The 20,260-nt window shown below is 53.9% G+C and carries 17 protein-coding genes and 1 other RNA gene; 8 read left to right on the forward strand and 10 right to left on the reverse strand.

What is annotated here, in order from left to right; all coding sequences use genetic code 11:
• Positions 1-195 precede the first annotated feature (195 nt).
• From J7M22_01305 to J7M22_01340, 8 genes are read left to right on the forward strand one after another with little or no spacing between them, the layout of a single operon-like run.
• Positions 196-996 carry a DnaJ domain-containing protein gene (locus tag J7M22_01305; protein MCD6505238.1) on the forward strand — a complete coding sequence of 267 codons (801 nt, stop codon included), beginning with the start codon at positions 196-198 and terminating at the stop codon, positions 994-996.
• Positions 997-1,012: 16 nt separating this feature from the next.
• Positions 1,013-2,290, forward strand: a complete 1,278-nt coding sequence (locus J7M22_01310) for a glucuronate isomerase (GenBank protein ID MCD6505239.1) — start codon at positions 1,013-1,015, stop codon at positions 2,288-2,290.
• Between the two features lie 4 nt (positions 2,291-2,294).
• On the forward strand, positions 2,295-2,831 hold the full coding sequence (locus J7M22_01315) for a GNAT family N-acetyltransferase (GenBank protein ID MCD6505240.1): 537 nt from the start codon (positions 2,295-2,297) through the stop codon (positions 2,829-2,831).
• A 5-nt stretch (positions 2,832-2,836) separates the two neighbouring features.
• Positions 2,837-3,517, forward strand: a complete 681-nt coding sequence (locus J7M22_01320) for a hypothetical protein (protein MCD6505241.1) — start codon at positions 2,837-2,839, stop codon at positions 3,515-3,517.
• Positions 3,514-5,244: a DNA mismatch repair endonuclease MutL gene (mutL, locus tag J7M22_01325; GenBank protein MCD6505242.1), complete on the forward strand. Its 1,731-nt coding sequence runs from the start codon at positions 3,514-3,516 to the stop codon at positions 5,242-5,244. Before J7M22_01320 ends, mutL begins: the two co-directional genes overlap by 4 nt.
• 20 nt (positions 5,245-5,264) lie before the next feature.
• The gene (locus tag J7M22_01330; protein MCD6505243.1) at positions 5,265-7,004 is read left to right on the forward strand and encodes a beta galactosidase jelly roll domain-containing protein; all 1,740 of its coding nucleotides are present in this window, start codon (positions 5,265-5,267) and stop codon (positions 7,002-7,004) included.
• Complete coding sequence (locus tag J7M22_01335; protein MCD6505244.1) at positions 7,001-7,975, forward strand: Gfo/Idh/MocA family oxidoreductase; 975 nt, start codon at positions 7,001-7,003, stop codon at positions 7,973-7,975. The genes J7M22_01330 and J7M22_01335 overlap by 4 nt, the downstream gene beginning before the upstream one ends.
• A 58-nt stretch (positions 7,976-8,033) precedes the next feature.
• A complete protein-coding gene (locus J7M22_01340; protein ID MCD6505245.1) occupies positions 8,034-8,348 on the forward strand; it encodes a hypothetical protein in 315 nt (104 codons plus the stop codon).
• Positions 8,349-8,481: 133 nt separating this feature from the next.
• Here J7M22_01340 and J7M22_01345 read toward each other — a convergent pair whose 3' ends face one another.
• The 10 genes from J7M22_01345 to ssrA all read right to left on the reverse strand — a co-directional run bounded on the left by J7M22_01345 (position 8,482) and on the right by ssrA (position 20,030).
• Positions 8,482-8,901, reverse strand: coding sequence for a biopolymer transporter ExbD (locus J7M22_01345; GenBank protein ID MCD6505246.1), 420 nt, complete (start codon positions 8,899-8,901; stop codon positions 8,482-8,484).
• A gap of 11 nt (positions 8,902-8,912) precedes the next feature.
• Positions 8,913-9,353: a biopolymer transporter ExbD gene (locus J7M22_01350; protein MCD6505247.1), complete on the reverse strand. Its 441-nt coding sequence runs from the start codon at positions 9,351-9,353 to the stop codon at positions 8,913-8,915.
• A 46-nt stretch (positions 9,354-9,399) separates the two neighbouring features.
• Positions 9,400-10,503: a MotA/TolQ/ExbB proton channel family protein gene (locus J7M22_01355; GenBank protein MCD6505248.1), complete on the reverse strand. Its 1,104-nt coding sequence runs from the start codon at positions 10,501-10,503 to the stop codon at positions 9,400-9,402.
• 121 nt (positions 10,504-10,624) lie between these two features.
• Positions 10,625-13,804, reverse strand: coding sequence for a hypothetical protein (locus tag J7M22_01360; GenBank protein MCD6505249.1), 3,180 nt, complete (start codon positions 13,802-13,804; stop codon positions 10,625-10,627).
• A gap of 118 nt (positions 13,805-13,922) precedes the next feature.
• Positions 13,923-14,912 (reverse strand): ROK family protein, encoded by a 990-nt coding sequence (locus tag J7M22_01365; GenBank protein ID MCD6505250.1) that lies wholly within the window; start codon positions 14,910-14,912, stop codon positions 13,923-13,925.
• Positions 14,913-14,980: 68 nt separating this feature from the next.
• Positions 14,981-15,931, reverse strand: a complete 951-nt coding sequence (locus J7M22_01370; GenBank protein ID MCD6505251.1) for a sugar kinase — start codon at positions 15,929-15,931, stop codon at positions 14,981-14,983.
• A gap of 4 nt (positions 15,932-15,935) precedes the next feature.
• On the reverse strand, positions 15,936-16,709 hold the full coding sequence (gene purQ / locus J7M22_01375) for a phosphoribosylformylglycinamidine synthase I (GenBank protein ID MCD6505252.1): 774 nt from the start codon (positions 16,707-16,709) through the stop codon (positions 15,936-15,938).
• The gene (locus J7M22_01380) at positions 16,706-18,253 is read right to left on the reverse strand and encodes an aldehyde dehydrogenase family protein (GenBank protein MCD6505253.1); all 1,548 of its coding nucleotides are present in this window, start codon (positions 18,251-18,253) and stop codon (positions 16,706-16,708) included. The genes purQ and J7M22_01380 overlap by 4 nt, the downstream gene beginning before the upstream one ends.
• A 72-nt stretch (positions 18,254-18,325) precedes the next feature.
• The gene (locus J7M22_01385) at positions 18,326-19,378 is read right to left on the reverse strand and encodes a Gfo/Idh/MocA family oxidoreductase (protein MCD6505254.1); all 1,053 of its coding nucleotides are present in this window, start codon (positions 19,376-19,378) and stop codon (positions 18,326-18,328) included.
• A 293-nt stretch (positions 19,379-19,671) separates the two neighbouring features.
• Positions 19,672-20,030: a transfer-messenger RNA gene (gene ssrA, locus J7M22_01390) on the reverse strand.
• Between the last annotated feature and the right edge of the window lie 230 nt (positions 20,031-20,260).

A 20,260-nucleotide genomic window follows, 5' to 3' on the forward strand; every position in this document is an offset into this window, starting at 1 on the left:
ATGGCATAAGTGATTCAGAGGAAATTCGCGCTCTAATCTATCGCGAATTTGCTCAAAACCCTTATGTTGCCTAGATTTTCCTCGTCTTACGCTCCATGAACTTTTGAGAAGTCCTGCGTTACATCAGTGTTATTTGACAAGAGTGGATTTTCCCAATATAATTTAGATTACCTCGCTTGTGTTCGGGTGCAGGCTATGATCGATCACTATGAGGTACTCGGTGTAGATAGAAAGGCCACCAAGGCTCAGATCAAAAGGGCGTTTCGCAGGCTGGTCAAACAGGTTCATCCTGATAAAAATCCGAAGGATAAGGAGGAAGCCGTCAGAAAGTTCAGGGCGATCATCGCCGCCTATGAGACGCTGATGGACGATCGTAAACGGGCCTTTTACGATCGGGTGTTGTCGAAGTATGATCGTCGGGTGACTCGCTTCCACGGGGGAAACGGAACCGGTTCTCCGGCTAAGCTATCCAAATTCGATCTCATCCTGTCCGAGTTGCTTTCGGGGAGGATCGAAGAGGCGATTCGGATATACGAGGGACTCACGGGCGAGAAAGGGAACCTGGATCTGACCGAGCATATGGATTATCCCGATGCGCGCGATTGCGAATTTCTGCTCGCCGAGGCATATCAATCGCTTGGCAGATATGAGGAGGCAGCGAGGCTATACGAACGCTCTTTAGAGCATGAACGATATAGGCCTTATTTTAACAAGTTCACCGAAGAGGTGATATCAAGGCTCAAGAGGATCTATTCACGTCTATTGACACAATCCCGCGTTCCGGAGCTATCTCTCCTCTATATACAGAAGTTGATCTTTCTGGGCGGATCGAAGCGTCAGATCGCCTGGGCGTATAAGAAGTTGGCTGAGCTCTACTTCGAGTTCGGCCAGATGGAAAACGCCCGGATGACTCTCAAAAAGGCGTTTGAGCTCTGTCCTAGGCTTCCGGGATCGAAGAGGATCTGCAGGAAGTTGGGGATGGAGCATCTGTTATAGATCTGGAGGTGAAGAGATGGCCGATAGAAAACTGATCGGAGACCTGCTCGATGAGATATCGAGGTTCCCCATCATCGATTGTCACACCCACATCAGATGGTATCAGCCGTCCGCCGAGAATCTGGCTGATATCATTTTCTACCACTATATCGCCACCGAGCTGGAAAGCGCCGGGATGCCGAGAGAGCTTATAAGCGAGGAACTGCCGCCCGAAAAGCGAATCCAAAATATCCTCCCCTACTTCCCCAGAATTCAAAATACCACTACCGTCTGGGGATTGATGCAGATCTTCAAGGAACTCTTCGACTTCGACGGCGTGATACTGGATGAGAGCAACTGGAAGAGGGTTTACGATATCGCCAATCAAAGGCTTAAGGAGGAGGGATGGTACAGAAAGGTGCTCAAGGAGAAACTCAATATCCAGAGGGCCTTTCTGACGATAGAGTTCGACGAGGAATTTTCAGGATATGATAGGGAGATGTTCATACCAACCCTTAGGATAGATCCCTGGATAAACCAGATTCACTTCCCGGAAACCACTCGGAGGCTGGAGAAAGCGTCCGGTATCTCTATAAGCTGCCTGGGGGATCTGAAGGAGGCTATCGGAAGGGTATATGGGAAGTTCAAAGATCAGGGCGCAGTCTCCGTGGCGATATCGCTTCCGCCTGACTTCACCGCCTGGCCGGTCGCCGAGGTGACCGCTGAGAAGATCTACGACGACGTCCTCTCGGGCAAGCCCATATCCGACGGTGAACTCCTGTCGTTGCGTTCATATCTGTTCTATACGCTGGTGGAATTCTGTAAGGAGTTCAGCATGCCTTTCCAGCTCATGCTCGGCGTCGATAGAAGGGTGTTCAAGGATCGGGACGCCCTTTCGACCGATCTGAATATGATCAAGACCCTGAGGGATGCGCTGAACAGATACCCCGACGTCCGATTCGACATCTGCATTCTGAACACCATACTTTTGCATGAGCTGACCGTCTACGCCAAGATCTTCCCGAATTGTGTTGTCTCGGGCCATTGGTGGTACACCTTCTACCCGGTTTACATCAAGCAGATGCTGCGTGAGAGGATAGAGATGTTGCCGATAGTCAAAACCAACGGTTTCTTCTCCGACAGCTACTACTGCGAGTGGAGCGTCGCCAAGGTGAGGCTTTACCTCAGACAACTCGCCGAGGTGTTGGCCGAAAAGATCGAGGACGGATATCTGACGGAAGATCAGGCGTTATGGGTGGCCAGAAGGCTGCTCTGGGAAAATCCGATCGAGAACTTCACTCTGGATCTGGGGTGAGATTTTGAGCCAACTGTTTATGAGGAGGCCAGATCTGGAGGATCTGCCTGAGATAAGGCTTCCTCCGGGATATGGAATACGTACATATCGGCCCGGGGATGAGGCGGCATGGTCCTATATAATAAGCAAGACCATAGGCGGCGGCTCAGACCCGGAGCGATGCAGGAGGGAGATCATCGAAAAACCTCAGTTTTCACCCGATAGGCTCTTCTTCCTGACATGGAAGGGGAAACCTGTAGGTTCCGCCTGCGCCTGGCAGCAGAAACCGGAGGAAAAGGAGGCCGGTTACGTGCATATGGTGGGCGTGCTTGAGGAACACAGAGGTAAGGGATTAGGATATATGCTGGTTCTGAAAACGCTGTATTGGTTCAGGGAACATGGCTTTAAATATGCTACGCTCCATACCGATGACTTCAGGATACCGGCCATAAAGACCTATCTAAAGCTCGGTTTTCTTCCCGTCTTCACCGATGAGACCCATCCTGCTAGATGGAGGACCATCGAGGGGAAGCTCGGTATATCGATCCCTAAGGGAGGATGAGGTTCATGGGATTCGACCGTGATTTTGAGGTTAACGTCCGCAGTCGGCAGTCCGCCGTCCGACGTTTTTTGCAGCGGGCAGCGGTCGGTAGTCCGCGGATGATCGGTCTGGGACAGGCGCTAGGCTCAAGGGAGATGAGAATCTCTATGGGATCTGGGGTGTTTCTCATAGCCGTTCTATCGATGGCGATAGCAGGGTGCTATCCGATGATGATCGCCAGGGAGCTGTTCAAGGAACAGGAGTGGAGCGACAATTACGCCCGATACCCCGGGACGGAGTGTTCTGAGCCGAGGCTCATCGACGGCGACGTGAACACACCTGTGGGGGTCTCGCGCCAAATCATAATCTCCTTTCCGAAGAAGTTCACCATTCACAAGATAATCCTCAGAAATATAAACGTCAAGGATTTCATCGTCTACACGTCGCTGGGCGAGAACGAGTGGAAGGAGATAGTCAAGGTAAAAGGGAATCGGAAGGAGACGGTGGAACTGCGCGTTTTCACCCATACGGATAAACTCATGTTCCGACTGGGCGAAACCTGGGAGGACAAACTTATACCGGGGCAAGTCTCCAGGGATGTTATCTTCATTCATCCCAATATTCAGCTTGGAGTTCCCAAAGTAGCGGAGATAGAGGTCTATGGGTTCAAGGAGAAGGAGAAAACCGGGGAGGAGTTGATCTTTTGAGGATCAGGGTTCTTCCGGAGGAGATAGCGAACAAGATCGCCGCCGGCGAAGTGGTGGAGAGGCCCGCCTCTGTCGTCAAGGAACTGATGGAGAACTCAATCGATGCCGAAAGCCGATCGATCGAGGTGGAGGTTCTATCCGGCGGCAAGAAGCTAATTCAGGTGGCCGACGATGGGATCGGGATGAGCAGGGAGGACGCTCTGCTCTCCATCCGCAGACATGCCACAAGTAAGATCTCGTCGGCCGAAGACCTAGCCGCCATCAAAACGCTTGGGTTCAGAGGTGAGGCCCTCCCCAGCATCGCCTCGGTCTCAAAGATGGAGCTCGTTACCAGAACGGCGGGGGATCTATCCGGAACCAAGATCGTGGTCGAAGGCGGCAGGGTTAAGGAGGTCGGTCAGATCGGATGCCCGGTCGGCACGAGGGTGAGGGTGTCCAATCTCTTCTTCAACCTCCCCGCCAGGGCGAAATTCCTCAAGAGCGAGCCAAGCGAGTTCCGTCACATACTCAACATCTTCATCTGGAATGCCCTGGCTCATCCCGATATTCTCTTCAGGCTCACCCATAACAGGAGGAAGGTGATGGACCTCCCGCCCTCGGAGACGATCGCCGAAAGGATATACGCGATATATGGTAAGAGCTTCTCAGAAAATTTGATTGAAATCCACGAGGAGCTTCCCAACATGGCCTTTCACGCCTTTGTGGGCAATCCGAACTTCACCAAGCCGAACAGAAGCTATCAGCTCTTCTTCCTGAACGGCAGACCGATAAGGAGCAGACTTATAGCTGCTGCCTTAGATGAGGCGTTGCGCGCCGTTATCCCCAGGGAACGACACGCCGTAGCCTTCATCTTCATCGAGATGAACCCGCGCCACGTCGACGTTAACGTCCATCCGACCAAAATGGAGGTTCGATTCAGCGATGAGAGAGCGGTCTACTCGCAGATCGTCAGGATATTAAATAAGGGGATCCACAGCGGTCTATACGTGCCGGGTTCCACCTCTCAGGCGGTGAGCGAGGAGCGGATGGAGCGGGAGAGCGGGGAGATTGATCTTCCAAACGTCGCTCAGGAGGAGATCCCCCTAGCACCCCATATCAGGGCCTCGGTGGAGGATCAGAGAATAGATCTGAAGCTCGGTGGGTTGAAGTTCGACCAGCTGGCCATCAGGGGAGTATTGTTCGATACCTACATATTGGCCGAATCGGGCGATGAGGTGGTGATTATAGATCAACACGCCGCCTCTGAGAGGATTATCTACGAGAGGCTGATCTCCCAGTTTGAAGGGGGCGGGATAGCGATTCAGGGATTGTTGATGCCGATCACGATCGATCTGCCCGCTAACCTGATCGAGGCCTTCTCGGAGAACGTCGAACTGCTTTCGCGCCTGGGATTTGATCTGGAGCGATTCGGAGGCAACACCCTGCTGGTTAGGGGTGTTCCCTCATCCCTGGGAAATTCGGAGATCGAAGGGGCGCTCGTCGAGATCCTTGAGAGGATCAGAACCGGTTTGGGAAAGGTCAGTCGGACTGAGATGATCAGGGAGATGCTCGTGATCCTGGCCTGCCGGTCAGCGATTAAAGCGGGGGATAAGCTGTCACAGGAGGAGATCGAACGGTTGCTGAGCGATCTATCAAGGACGGAGCTCCCCTTCAACTGCCCTCACTCGCGGCCGACGATCATAAGATTATCTCGGAAGGAACTGGAATCGCGGTTCAGGAGAAGATAGAAAATCCAAGGAGGTGTGTTATGAGCGATATCCCAAGGCCTGAATATCCACGACCCCAGCTTGAAAGGGAAAGCTGGCTGAACCTGAACGGGATCTGGCAGTTCGAGATGGACCCGGGCCGTTCAGGGATCGATCGTGGATTGCCGAATGCGGAGAGATTATCGGGTGAGATATTGGTGCCGTTCCCCCCGGAAAGCCCGCTTTCGGGCGTGGGATATAGAGATTTCATCCCGGCCGTCTGGTATCGTCGAACCTTCGAGATACCCCGGAGCTGGGAGAGCAAACGTATCCTGCTTCATTTCGAGGCATCGGATTATCGAACACGGGTTTACCTCAACGGTAAAGAGATCGGATCTCACAGAGGCGGTTATACCCCGTTCACCTTTGAGATCACCGATTCGGTGAAGAGCGGCGAAAACGCCCTCGTGGTCTACGTCGAGGATGACACCCGCTCTCCGCTCCAGCCCACCGGCAAACAATCCACGGCCTATCATTCTCACGGCTGCGTATACACCCGGACTACCGGAATTTGGCAGACCGTCTGGCTTGAGGCTGTGCCCCATACCTATATCTCCCGTCTGCGGATGATACCGATCATGGGGGAAGGCTCCCTGCTTGTGAACGTCGAACTCGACGGATATGAGACCGATATGGTTCTCATCGCCAAGATCTTCATGGACGGTGATAAGGTGTTGGAGACGCGGACGAATTGCCCCGGATATAAGGCCTCCCTCATCATCTCCCCACCTGAGATCAGGCCGTGGTCTCCCGAGGATCCGTTCCTCTACGATATGACCCTCACCCTTGAGAGGGACGGAGAGGTGATAGACAAGGTGAGAAGCTACTTCGGAATTAGATCGGTAGGTATCAAAAGTCCGGCCGTTACCATCAACGGTAAGCCCGTTTTCATGCGTCTGGTTCTGGATCAGGGATTTTATCCGGATGGGATCTACACGGCTCCCTCGGACGAGGCGCTTAAGCGGGATATCGAACTATCGCTTGCGATGGGATTCAACGGGGCAAGGCTTCACGAGAAGGTGTTCGAGGGGAGGTTTTTGTACTGGGCCGATAGATTGGGATATATGGTCTGGGGAGAATTCCCCAACTGGGGCCTGGATCACTCTAATCCCGCCTCACTGGAGAGATTCCTCGTCGAATGGCTGACGGTGCTTGAGAGGGATATAAATCATCCGGCCATTATAGGCTGGTGTCCGTTCAATGAGACGCCAGCGGATCAAAATCCGGAGTTCATAAGGACGGTCTACAGGGTGACGAAACAGGTCGATCCAACCCGTCTCGTGATAGACACGAGCGGTTACACACACGTTGAAACCGATCTTTACGATGTCCACTGTTACGATCAAAATCCGGAGAGCTTCGCATCGAGGTTCAAGCCCCTTGCTGAGGGCGGCGAGGCATGGCGCAACAGGCCGGATCGAGACGCGCCTTATCGGGGACAGCCTTACTGGGTCAGCGAATATGGGGGAACGTGGTGGAATCCGGAGCAGAAGGATGAGAAAGGGTGGGGATATGGTGATCGTCCCAGGAGCGAGGAGGAGTTCCTGGATCGATACCGCAAGCTTACCGAAGCGCTTCTCAGGCATCCACGGATGTGTGGCTTCTGCTACACCCAGCTTTACGATATAGAGCAGGAGGTCAACGGTCTGCATACTTATGATCGCAGGCCGAAATTCGATCCGGCTAAGATTCGGGAGATCAACTCTCAAAAAGCGGCGATTGAAGAGGAGGTATCAGGATGAGAATAGGTTTCATAGGCGCTGGCAGACGCGCCCAGGGACATATGGGGGCGCTGTCAAAGATAAAATCGGCTCAGATCGCCGCCATATGCGATATCCAGAGGGAGAGAGCCGAGGAGGTGGCGCAGAGGTTCAACGCCACTCCCTATACCGATTACCGCGAGATGCTGGATCGGGAGAAACTCGATGCCGTTCACATCTGTTCGCCTCCTCTCGTCCATGCCGAACAAGTCGAATACGCCGCCGAGAAGGGATGTCATATACTGGTCGAAAAGCCGATAGCGCTCAGTATGGAAGATGCCGGCAGAATGCTCAGGGCGGTCAGGGAAAACGGGGTGATCTGCTCCGTCGGATATCAGCTCAGATATCTGGATATCTGCGATGAGGTGCTCAGGATACTTGAGAATAGGCCCTTCGGAATGGCTGTGGGGTATTACTACTGGACGGCGCCGCTGGTCAAATGGATACAGGATAGGGATCTGGCGGGAGGACAGATCGTGGAACAGGCCACGCATCTGATAGATCTCTTCAGGATGTTCGGAGGTGATATCGAATCGGTTTACGCCGTCTACTCGTTACAGACGAGGGCCGGACAGGAGGGGTTCAACAACTGGGACGTTTACTCGGTGACGATGCGATTCAAGAACGGGGCGCCGGGATCGTTTTCAGCCACCTACGCGCTCTTCCCCGGAATCCCCTATAACACCGGCATAGATCTGATCGCCGATGAGCTCCTGATAAGGATCAGGGGCAATACGATGGAGAAGTTCGAGAGGGTCGGCGGAGAAGTGGTCAGGGAGAGGATCGAGGCCAAGGTTGAGCCGACCTATCAGCTCAACGCTGCCTTCGTCAAGGCCGTTGAGGATGGAAGGAGGGACCTGATAAGATCTCCGCTTGAGGACGCCGTTAAATCCCTTGCTGTGACCCTTGCGGCCAATAGATCAGCCATGACAGGGGAGGTTGTGGAGCTGTGACTCATAAGGAGAGGTTTCAAAGGCTGATGCATTTCGAGCCGGTCGACAGGGTCCCCCTATGGGAGTGGGGGCCCTGGCCCCAAACGTCGAAGAGCTCATACCGCTATGGCTTGAATGCGGTGTAAACGGCGTCTATCCGATGGAGGTGGCGGCGGGGATGGATGTTGTAAAGTTGAGAAGGAAATACGGCAGGGATCTTTTGATGATGGGCGGGATAGATAAGAGAGCGCTGGCGAAAGGCAGGGACGCGATAGACGAGGAACTAAGGCGAATCGGGTCCATTCTGGATAAGGGCGGATACATACCGCCTGACGTGCCCTACGAAAACTTCAGATATTACTGGGAAAGGAAAAAGAAACTGGCGAGGTTTTAACCCCGCCGAGACGATTATCTCTCCTTCAACGCTCCCCAGCCTGACTCCCTATATTAGCAAGGGCGAAGCGTTAAAGGTGAAAGAACGCTTCGCCCTTGTCCACAAGTTATATTAGCTCCTGGATGGCCCTTTACTACTGTTGGGATTCCTCTTTAACGGCGATCGCTATCGAATCTATCCCTCTCTGCTTAGCCCTCTCCATGACGTCGATGACCACACCGTGTTTGGCAGTTTTATCGGCCTTTATAATGAGGGTCTGAATGTACTGTGCCTTCTGTGAGAGGAGCCTGTCCAGGTCATCCAGATTGTTGAGCTGCATATCATCTAGCGCTATCTGACCCTGTGGCCCGATGAACAGATTGAACTTCTTTCGGGGGAACTCCTCCTTCATCTGTGACCTTGGCAGATCGACGGAGAAAGGAGGATTAACCCTCATGATCGTGGCGACCATGAAGAAGATCAACAGGAGGAACACACAATCGATCAGCGGGGCTATCGGGAGCTCGATCTCCTCTCTTTTTCTCTCCTGGAATTGCTGAAACATTCCCCTCATGGCTATCTCTCCTATGGTCCTCTTGCGACCATCGCGAACCCGATCTTGTCTATACCGGACCGTTTCGCCAGATCCATCACCTCAACGATCTGTTGATGCAGAACTTGCCTTCCCGACTGGATGATCAGCATTTTCTTCATTGTTGCCGGTGCCTCGATGAACCTTTGGAAGAGAGTGGGCATGTCAACGACCTGATCGTTGAGGATCATCAGACCGTATGGGTTGCCGGGTTCAGGGTCCGCGATGCGCAGGACGAGTCCTTTAGGCTTACTGCTGGAGGGTCTTCCCGGGGGAGGTAGCTTAACGCGTATTCCCGGCATCGGGGCGAAGGTTGTGGAGACCATGAAGAAGATCAACAGGAGGAACACACAGTCGATCAGCGGGGCCATATCCAATTTGGGAGCTCTTCTGCGCCTGCCTCCCCTCATAGTCTGTTGCTCAGTCCTTCGCACTTTGTCATCACCTCCTGGCGGAGGAATGGGAGGAAATCATCCTCCCTTACGCCTCCGCCGATCCACCGCCGCTTCTGCCGAGAAGCAGCGAGTTTATTATCTCCGTTGAGACCTGCTGTATCTCCAGCACGAAACGGCTGACTCGAGCATCGAAGTAGTTATAGGCCACCATTGTGGGGATGGCGATGGTCAGACCGGTAGCGGTTGTAAGCAGAGCTTCGGAGATACCGCCCGCCAACTGCTGCGGGTCACCGGTTCCTTCCAAAGCTATGGTGGTGAAGGATTTGATCATACCGGTAACGGTTCCCAGAAGCCCCAACAGAGGAGCGATGACCGCTATCGTTCCCAGGACGGCCAGGTTCCTCTCCAGCTGAGGTATCTCCAGCAGACCTGCCTCTTCGATGGCCTCCTGTATATCCTCCTTTGTGATCTCCTTATCCTCGATCATCGCCTGGCTGTATCTCAAAAGCCCCGCCTTCAGCACGTTCGCCAGCGGCCCGCCGGCCTCCTCGCATATGGAGACGGCCTCCATGATGTTGTCGTTGCGCAGCGCCTCGGTGATCTGGGAGACGAACTGCTCGGTGCCGATCCTTGACCTCGCCTTATAGAAGGCGTAGAGACGCTCGATTATATAGGTGAGCATCAGGATCGAACAAAGGGCCAGAGGATACGCTGTTATACCCATCTTCTTGAAGTAGGTTACAGGGGTGTCCTTCTCCCGCATCTTGATGTCGAATATCGCTTCGCCGCCAGGGGTGACTATGACCGACAGGTTCTTCCTCTCGGCATACTTCCTGTGCCAGGCGTTAAGGATGTAGGTTCCAGGTGGCAGCCCTGTGATCTCGTAGTTTCCGGCGTCGTCCGATGTGACCTCTCCCGAAACGCCGCCGGGACCTGTATACTTTATGGTGGCACCGGCGATGGGTTTACGCTGGGGAGAGGTATCGAAGACGGAACCCTTTATGGTTCCCGTTTGAGCAGAGGTGACCTCTGCCTTCGTCGCCGTCTCTTCAGTCGTCCCCTCGGTCGCCGCCTGTGTCCCGCCGGCAGCCGGTGCAGCGGTTTCTCCCTGCCCGGCCTCCTGGGCAATGACGAAGGCGATCGGAAGGGAGACGAGAAGAACGAGGAGCAACCAGGTGTATCTCTTCATCCTTTCCTCCTTGGCATTAGAATTTTATGGTTATTCCATCAAAGTATAACACCGAAACTGAGGGAAAGTTTCGGCCTGGTCCTCGTAGGGGCGCAAGGCCTTGCGCCCCTACCCCATAAAATCAGAATCCCATCAGGGCCCTGACGAACCAGGTGTCAGCGGAGACATGGGTTTTCAGGTCAACCCTGTGTCTGAAACCGAGAAGCACGACCACGTTAAATCCGAGCCATTCGCCTCTGTTTATCGCCTGGATCTCGAGTATCCTGGTCTTAACGGTCGGCCTGTAGAAGTCGGAGACCCTGAGGTTTTCGCCCTGGGCCTTGCGGAATATATCGAGGTAGTTCTCGAAGTACTTGTCCTTATTGATGAACCTGCGGAACTGGAAACCACCCAGTATGCTCATCCGCTGGGTGAACTGATAGTCCAGCCTGAGGAGCTCGACGATCTCACGGGAGTTCTGGTTGAACCTCAGATACTCATCCGTCATCGGATGAGTCGGCCCATAGAACTTGTAGTTGAGGGCGTAGATAGGACCGCCCTCCTCGGGCTGATACATCTCCTCCGGTTTCCTGTCCCAGTTGTGGATGTAGATGTATTTGAACATCGGCGTCAGCGTTATGTCCTCACCCAACTTCCCGATGAGAGGCAGACTGCCGAGCGGTATCTCATACTTGGTCTTGAATATCCAGGTGTTCTGGCGGATGCTTCTTTCGGGATATCTTCTGTCCTTCCAGTTCGCCCTGTTGAAGACCAAGTTCGGATCGGGATAGAAGGGATACTCCTTCAGTCCGCCGCTCGCCTCGACCTGCTGTTCCGGATATCTGAAGTCGATCCTCGTGTCTATCTCATCGGTCGGATCCTCATCCAGCCTGATCGCTTCGGCGTCATTAGGCTGATATTGCTTCTGCAGCACAAGCAGGTATTTGGTCTCCAAGGTCAGGTTCGGGATGGCGGTGTACATGAATTGCAGCGTTGTGGTGTTGACGCGTGCATTATAGAAGTCCAAAGCGTCCATCGTCTCCGTGGCCTCAAGGGCGCCAACGTATAGGGTCACGGCGTAATCCGGTATGCTGTCGTGGACGCGCTCGAACCGGTTCTGGAAGCGGATGGTGCCGAAATCGGGGATATCACGCTGATAGATGATGTGGAGATACTTGGTGTTGTTCTGCCTTTCAGAGGAGACCTGTTTCTCGTTGAGCCATCCGAGCTTGAGGGTGAGGTTCTCCAGCACATCGTAGTTGACGATGATGTGGAACCCTTTCCTATCAATACCGTACGGATAGTCAGGTTCGTACTCGTCCTCCAGTGTATCGATAACCCTGTTGTGGTTGAGGTCAACGATATCGGAGAATATCGGAGGATCGGCCTCGAACAGGAGGAAGTCCTCCTGATAGTCCAGGATTCCGTTCTGGTCGCGGTCGTCCGCCTGAGGCAGAACGCCGTCGAAGTCCTCGGAGTCCGGCCAGTCATCGTTATCGTCGTCGTCCTCTATCAGCCAGTAGTTGCCCTCATCGATCGGCGGGGCGGTTTCGCCCTGGGCTTCGCCTGTTCTCGGAAGCCGATATGTCTCATCTCGATCCGTGTTGGCGCCGAGGCCGAAATAGGTGGTGGTATACCCGGGATCTATGTGATAGAAGGACGCCTCAGCCAGTATCTTCTCGGAGAACCTGCCCTTGAGGTGAACGAACCAGGCCTTCTCGTATGAGTCGTTGTTTTTGCCGCCCAGTTTGGCCTCGAACCTCTCGCCGTCGCATACCGAGAAGGGCGGTTTGGCGTTGGGGTTGTTCGGATCGTAGGTCTGAAGCAGGCCGAAGTCTATATGCTCCTTGGAGACCGTCGGATACTGTTTGAACTTGGCGTTTACGGCGTATTCGGCGTTGACGTAGAGGTTGATCCTCGGTATCGTTCCCTCCAGATCCACGCCATACAGCATAGCGCCTCTGGCAGCGCCGTATTTGTAATGAACTACCTTTTTGTTCCACTTATTGGGATCGTTTTCAATGGCTGCCCTCTTCTCTAAGGAAGCGACGAAATCACCCTCCTGACCTACGTTGCCTTCAGCCTCGATGACATCCCTAAACGGCATAATGATCCTTCCGAACTCATCCATCAGCAGCCACGGTCCGGTCTCATCGCCCTCGTTATCATGGCTGTAGCCGACGATCTCGACGTAGTAGTCACCGGCGAGGGTCATCTCGAACTCGATCGATTTGACCGTTCTGATATCCTCGATGACGCCCTCGTCGACGAGCGATTCCAGATCCAGCGTGTACTGGAAGGAGTCGAAACCGTTTGCCACCGTCCAGGCGCCGATCTGCTCGCCGCCGGTGCTATCCGGATCGGGAGTGCCGTCAGGCAGGACAGTGGGCTCAACCTCGTCGTAGTTAACCACTATGGGCGGCTTCTTCTCCTCCGGCAGGAGGTTGCCCTGCTCATCCCGTTTCTGCTCTGTGATATAGATCTTCATGCCGCCGAAGGCGGCTCCGGCTCTTCCGTCCTCCGGAGAGTCATCACGGAATGTGAGGACGATCTTATAGGGCGGAGTGTTCGGGACGCTACCGAGGAATGGGTTATCGCTGCGCTGGGGATGTTTACGGGCAAGGTCGATCATCGTGAATCCCACCCTGAATATGTCCCCCAACATCCCCTGAGCACGGAAACCCGTCAGATGAGCGCTCTCCACCCAGGTTGCGGCGCCATCTCCCTCGGCCGTGCCGGTTCGACGCCCTAAACTCTGGCCCAGGGCCTGGTTCCCGACGATAACCCTGGGCAATCTGATCGGGTTGGAGATACGTGAGTTGAGGAAGGTGAACATATGCCTCTCGCGCGCGAAGGAGATATCCCATCTGAACCCATCGAACTCGGTCTTGCGGATGATATAGGGGCAGGCGAAGAGGGTTTCAGGCTTAAGCCTCATAGCGTCGCCGATGGCGAACTCGGTATGTCTTCCTCTGAAGGTATCCTCGGTGAGGATAGTATGGTCGAGCTGCGCGCCGTAACGGTCGGTCTCCAACTGACCATCCCATGCAGCTGAGAGGTTGCCCTTCTGATCGAATTCCTTCTTCTCCATATACTGCCATACCTCGCTGCCTTCCAGCAGCGCTCTTCCGAACAGGTCATAGTAAAACTGCGGTTGTTCTTGAAGCTCAAACCTGTCGGAGAATTTAGCATCTCCCTCGACAACAGGCATCAACGGTTCCTGCGGTCCTAGAGGGACACATCCGTTTAAAAGGAAGATCCCTCCTGTAAGGACCGTGATGACCAGTAATAGGTTAAGCAGTGACCTTTGTGCCTTCTTCATTACGTTTCCTCCTTGAGGATTTTTCATTTCGGGCCGTGCCCTGCCTTACCCTATTAATTTATCAGGCCCCTTTGAGCTCAATTTAAGATACCACTTGTTGGCATCTGTGTCAAGTTTTTCAAAGGGACCGTTTATAGTACATGATCGCCAGACCACCGGCGCCCATTATCCCGGCCTTATCGGGGCCCAGCTCGGTCGCCCTGATTATAGGCTGACTTTCGATGAGAGTGTCCTCACTCAAGACCGCTTTCATGGCCGGCAGCATCAGATCCAGAGATCTGGATATGTTACCTGAAAACACCACCGCATCCGGCTCACAGACCCTCTTGAGGTTCCATATCAGTTTGCCCAGGTAATACCCCACCTTAGCGTAGACAAGTAGCGCGCCGTGATCGCCCCCCCGCGCCAGATTCGCTATCGGGAGTGGGTCCAGATCCTCAGGCGGTATCTCCCACAGCTTGGAGTCGGGGTTTTCCATCATAATCTTTCTGGCTATCCTCCTCATGCCGCCTATGGAGACGTAAGCCTCAGCACATCCCCTCGCGCCGCAGCCACATTGAAAGGCCGAAGGGTCGGTATCCACAACCACATGCCCCAGCTCTGCCGGTCGAATCATATTGCCGTCCACTATGATATATCCTCCAAGCCCCGTGCCCAACGTGAAGCCCACGAGCGTCCTGACCTTCTCATCCCTGCCGATTCCATAGAACCATTCAGCCCATCCGGCCGCGTTGGCATCGTTCTCCAGCAGAAATAAGACGCCGGGGAATCTCCTCAGGTATTCCTCCTTCAACGGGAACCTGTTCATCCCGGGTATGTTCGGGCTTATCAGGATATGCTCGATCTGAGATGGATCTTTAGCGCCTTTCGGTCCCAGCGTGCCGGCAGTGGCGAAACACACGCTTCCAACATCTTCCCTAGCAAGGTCGTTTTCCTCCAGCAATCTCTCAGTAGCCTCACATATCCCGTTGAATATCTCTCTACCGGGAAGGGTGGAATCGACCTTGTGTACATCAGAGGCCTTCAACTCCCCGCTTTCGATATCGAAGAGGCCTATCCCGCAGCTCGTGCCTCCCAGATCATACCCGATTGATATCTTAGCCTTCACCTCAAAGCCTCCCGTGAAAAGCCTTATCAGCGAATTAATCCTAAATTTACCATGTTTAAAGGCCAATGTCAATGTCTATCTTTGGGGCCGGGGATTATCGACAACACCTGATCCAGATCTCTGATCCCGGCCGTGGTTCCTATGGCGGTAACGCATGCCGCGCCGGTGGCATTGGCTAATCTCACGCATCTCTTCAAATCCCACCCCATGATATACCCTGCCAGGAATCCGGCGACAAATGCGTCACCAGCGCCTGTGGCGTCGACCACATTAACCTTATAGGCCGGCTCGCGCACGGCCTCATCCCTCGTCCTGACGTAGCTTCCCTCCTCCCCCATCTTCAAGCCGACGATTTCGATCCCGTAATCCAGGAAGAACAGGCTTATCTCCTCAGGATCCTCCTTACTGCTCAGCATTTTAGCCTCCTCGATCGACGGTAGAAAGATATCCACATACGGCAGACAGGGTTCAAGCAGCTTCATCCAGTTGCCCCTAGAATCCCAGGCCGTATCCAACGAGATGGTTACCCCCATTTCCTTGGCCTTTTTAAGGACTTGAACTGTCGGCTCGCCGTCAAACCCGGGCATCAGGAAGAAACCGCCGATGTGAAGTATCCTGCTTTCGCCTATCAGACCGAAGTCGATGTCCTCAGGTTTTATCGTTCCATTGGCGCCTATATAGTGGAGGAAGGAACGCTCGCCATCGGGCGCTATCATGACGAAGGTGAGAGAGGTATTAGCCTCATCTGTTCTCCTTATCCCTCTGGTATCGACGCCGTTTCTCCGGAGGTTGTTGATGACGAAGTCGCCGAAGCCGTCCTCACCCACCTTGCCCATCGCCCCCGCGGATATACCGAGCCTCGCCAAACCTATAGCGGTGTTGTTGGCACAGCCTCCAGTGTGGAGTTCCATCTCGTCGAAAAGTTCGAGCTTCCCCCGATCGGGTATCTTCGTTATCGGTTTGGCCAATACATCGGCGACGAATATGCCCAGACAGATAACATCCATCTTCCACCTCATTGAATTACATACAGTACCGCACGGCGTTTTTGAATATAGCTAACCCGTCTCCCTCCTCGGGAAGCTTCTCCCTTGTCCAGCGAGGATGATTATACCTCCATAGGAACCGCTCAGGATGAGGCATCAACCCGAATATCCTTCCCGTCGGATCGCATATGCCGGCTATATCTCTCATCGACCCGTTCGGGTTGTACGGATAACCTCCCCGCTTTCCGTCCAGCCCCACGTATCTGAAGACCACCTGACCGTCCCGATCGAGTTTGTCAAGCACATCGTTCGGGGCGACGAATTTACCCTCGGCATGGGCCACGGGCAGATAGATCCTCTCCTTGATCCCCCTCGTGAAAACGCATCTATCGGTCTCAAGTTTAAGATAGACCCATCTGCATTCGAATTTGGCAGAATCGTTAAGATGAAGGGTGGCAAGCTGTTTGCCGCGCATCCCTTCAAATCCGGGGAGCAGGCCGGCCTTAACGAGTACCTGGAATCCGTTGCAGATCCCGATTATAAGCTTGCCCTCATCGATGAAGCGATATACCTGATCACGTAGCTTGTATCTAAGCTCATTGGCCAGGAGCACGCCGGCGGATATGTCGTCCCCGTATGAAAACCCACCGGGTATCGCCAGGATATCGAACTCGCTCAGCTTCCTCTCCCCTCGGATCAGTCTGTTTACGTGTAGGAGCTCCGTCCGAGCGCCGGCGAGTTTGAAGGCGTAATCCGTCTCGTAGTCGCAGTTAGTGCCGGCTGTTCTGAGGATTATAACCCTCGGTTTCACCTCAACCTCCTGCTGAGAAAATCACGCCAACGTGGCAGGAAATCGGGAAGCATGCCATGTCCCCCGCTTAAGGAGGCGAGCATGAGATTCCGATATCTCTCATCATATGGGAACCACCACGGCATGGAGCGTCGTTTCCCATCGTCATAGCTTATGTGTTTTATAAAGCAGGATTCCCTGAGCCCATATTCCCCATGCATCTTACCCATGCCGCTCAGCCCCATCCCTCCCCATGGGCATTCGATCTCGGCGAGGGTGAAGATGACGTCGTTGACGCAGACGGTGCCAGCTCTGAAGCTGTTGCTCAACTTCATGGCCAGTTTCGGGTCAGATGTCCAGACGCTAACGTGCAGGCCGAGAGAGGTCTCGTTTATCCTCTCAACCGTGCTTTCAAGATCGTCGAAGGGGGCAACAGGAAGCAAGGGACCAAGGGTCTCCTCACGCATCACGAGCATTTCCTCACTGGCATCAGCTAGGAGGGTCGGCTCAAAGAACATCCCCCCCTCCTTCAGGTATCCTCTACCGACGAGGGCCCTGGCGCCTTTCCCAAGGGCGTCGTTGAGATGCCTCTGCAACCTTTCGATCCCTCTCGGCGTGGTCTGCGGACCTATCTCAACATCGGGATCCATCGGATTGCCCATCCTGAGCGATTTGATCATCAGGGCTAGCCTCACGATGAAGTCGTCATAGATCTTTCGGGCGACGTAAACCCTTTCTATCCTACCACATGCCTGACCGGAGTTGAGAAAGGCTCCATAGAGAATCCCCTTAACGGCTCTATCCAGATTTGCATCCTCCATCACAAGAGCCGTCCCTTTACTGCTGAGGAAAAGCGTAACAGGATGTAACCTCTCAGCGGCTTTCCTCATGACCGCTCGTCCGGTTTGAGTTGTGCCCACGAGGATAATCTTGTTCACATCGGAGCTGACGAGGGCTTCTCCCGTTTCACCGTCACCGGTCACCACGGAAACCAATCCGTCGGGAATGTCAATCTCTTCGAACAACTCCTTGATTTTCATTCCGACGATCGAGGCATGTTCAGAGGGTTTTAAGATGACGGCATTTCCGGCTATAAGGGCGGGGACGATCTGGGAGATGGGAATCGAGAAGGGGAAAACCCAAGATGAGATGATGCCGATGATGCCCATCGGCTCGAATCGGTTTAGCCCGACCTTGCGGCTTTTCAGGCGATTTCTATACTCCACGTGAGCGTCTGCCAGGACGCGCGGCGTGATCTCCGCATAATAGCTGAGGGATTCGAGAGAGGGATAGATCTCGGTGAGGATGGTCTCCGAAATCGGTTCCCCGGTCTCCCTCGTTATCAACTCACATATCTCCTCAGCTTTCTCCAGAATGACATCCCTCAGCGCCAGTATCTGCTTCGCTCTCTGCTCCAGTGGGATAAGCCTCCACCGGCGAAACGCACTTTCGGCTTTAGCGATACACCCCTCTATCTCCCTGCTTCCACAGATGGGCAACTCTCCCATAAGCTCCCCGTTAAAAGGGTTAAAGGAGAAGAGCTTTTCCCCTGTGGATCGACCCATCAACGAACCTCTCGTGACTTTGTACGGCTATATTATACCAAGGCGGAAGGCTTAGGGCAAGACCCGTTAAAATTACCAGTCAGGTCGGCATACGCGCAGTGATCTGTTTTCGAGCGGCATCTTCACCCGCTTGCCTCCAAGCCTATGTGATTCCACGAAACCGAAGATCATCTCCTGACTCCTGCACGCCAATTCTATATCCCCCGAGGCAGGTCGGTCATTTTCGACGGCATCGATGAGATCCTTGATACACCCCACAGTCCCGCTTTCCCGCGGGAATTGAGGGAATGGGACCTCCTCTAGTTTGCCCCACTCGTTGCTTCTTCTCATCTGGCATGAGAGGCCGTTGTTGAGCGATCTGAGCTTGCCCTTCGATCCGCTGACCTCGAACTCGTATCCTGTCCCAGCGACCATATAACCGAGCACGCCGTTTTTAAACCTCACGAAACCCAACATGATTCCTGGATCGGACTCTATCCTGTTATCATCGAAGTCCCTTTCATCCACCGAGACCGTCCCCTGAACGTAATCCACCTCTGGATCGCCGGCGAGGAACATAATCATGTCGGCGGTATGGGTGTGCCCCCACTGCGCAGCGCCGACACCACAATGGGCTATGACACATTGAACCTCTCCGATCTCCCCCATCTCGATCATCTCCCTCATCTTCACGTAAAGCGGGGTATACCTGCGCTGAGTTCCGTAGTTGAACTTGACCTTCGCCCTTCTACATGCCTCAAGCATGGCGTCGGCCTCCTCCATCGAGCAGCAGAGCGGTTTCTCGCAGTAGATCCCCCTAACTCCGTGCTCTGCGGCGAAGATCGTTATCTCAGCGTGGTTCCCGGGGCGAGTAGCTATGCTGAGGATGTCCGGCTTCTCCTTCAGTATCATCTCCCTCCAGCCGGTATATCCGCGCGGGACATTATACCGCCTTTGCGCCTCCTCAACCCTTTCGGGGATTATATCGGCGACGGCGACGAGGTCGGTTTCCTCCACGGCCGCATAGCCGGCGGCATGCGAGTAAGGCAGGTAGAGAAAGCTATTGGGCCGATCTTTGACCTCATCGTCTATCGTAACCCCCATCCGTCCACATCCGACGAGACAAACCTTATACTTTCCCGCCATCATCTTCCCCCTTCTATCGTTAAGTGTAGCGGAGATCTGAGAGGCCAGAAATGCTTATTTCTCAGGGCGAAAAGGAACGAGGAACCAGAACGGAAAAACGTTACAACGTTAAACGTTGAACGTGCAACGGATTTCCTTCCTCCTCGCCCCTACTCATGGATAACCGCTACACTTAAGGGAAATAAGAGCGAATCGCTTATATTACAATCTGTGGTCATTACCCGAGCAGGATGTAGTGTATCATCGGAGTAGGAACATGTCAATGGTCGAGGAAGGGTTTTAAACGAAAGACATGGTGGAGGCGGTGGGAATCGAACCCACGTCCGGAAGCGCTGCGACATAGGTCCCTACATGCTTAGCCTATGTTTGATCTCTCGCCGATGAGAGCCCCATAGGCAAGACCACTCATCGGCCAGCCCGGATGCGATCTCGCTGTTCGACCTCCGGGCAGGATCGAACAGCAAAGCCTGCTTCAGCGACGCCTGCTCCGTCCCTGCAGGCTTAAGAACGGGCAGACGGGCCGCTCAAATTAGGCGGCCAGAGCGAGTTCAGTATCGGCAGTTATTGTTTTCCCGCCTGTTTAACGAGGCCTGCGGGGACCTCGGCATGCGACCTATGTCTCATCCGCTCCCGTCGAAACCAGATCGCCCCCATCGCCTAGTTTCTAAGTTTACCATATTTAGGCGATTATATCAAGTGCGGTCGAGGGCTTTTAGGGCTTTTCAATGATTGTATGATTTAGTATACTATCACAGAGACCACCAGGAAGGAGGTGAGAAAGATGCTCGTGGCGGGCCGATATGTCCATCCCAACAGCTTATTCGCCAGGCTGTCCAAAATAACCGACTACCGCTTAACAAGATATTATCACTGCTTATCCTG

The organism is Candidatus Poribacteria bacterium (genome assembly GCA_021162805.1).
Lineage (GTDB): Bacteria > Poribacteria > WGA-4E > B28-G17 > B28-G17 > JAGGXZ01.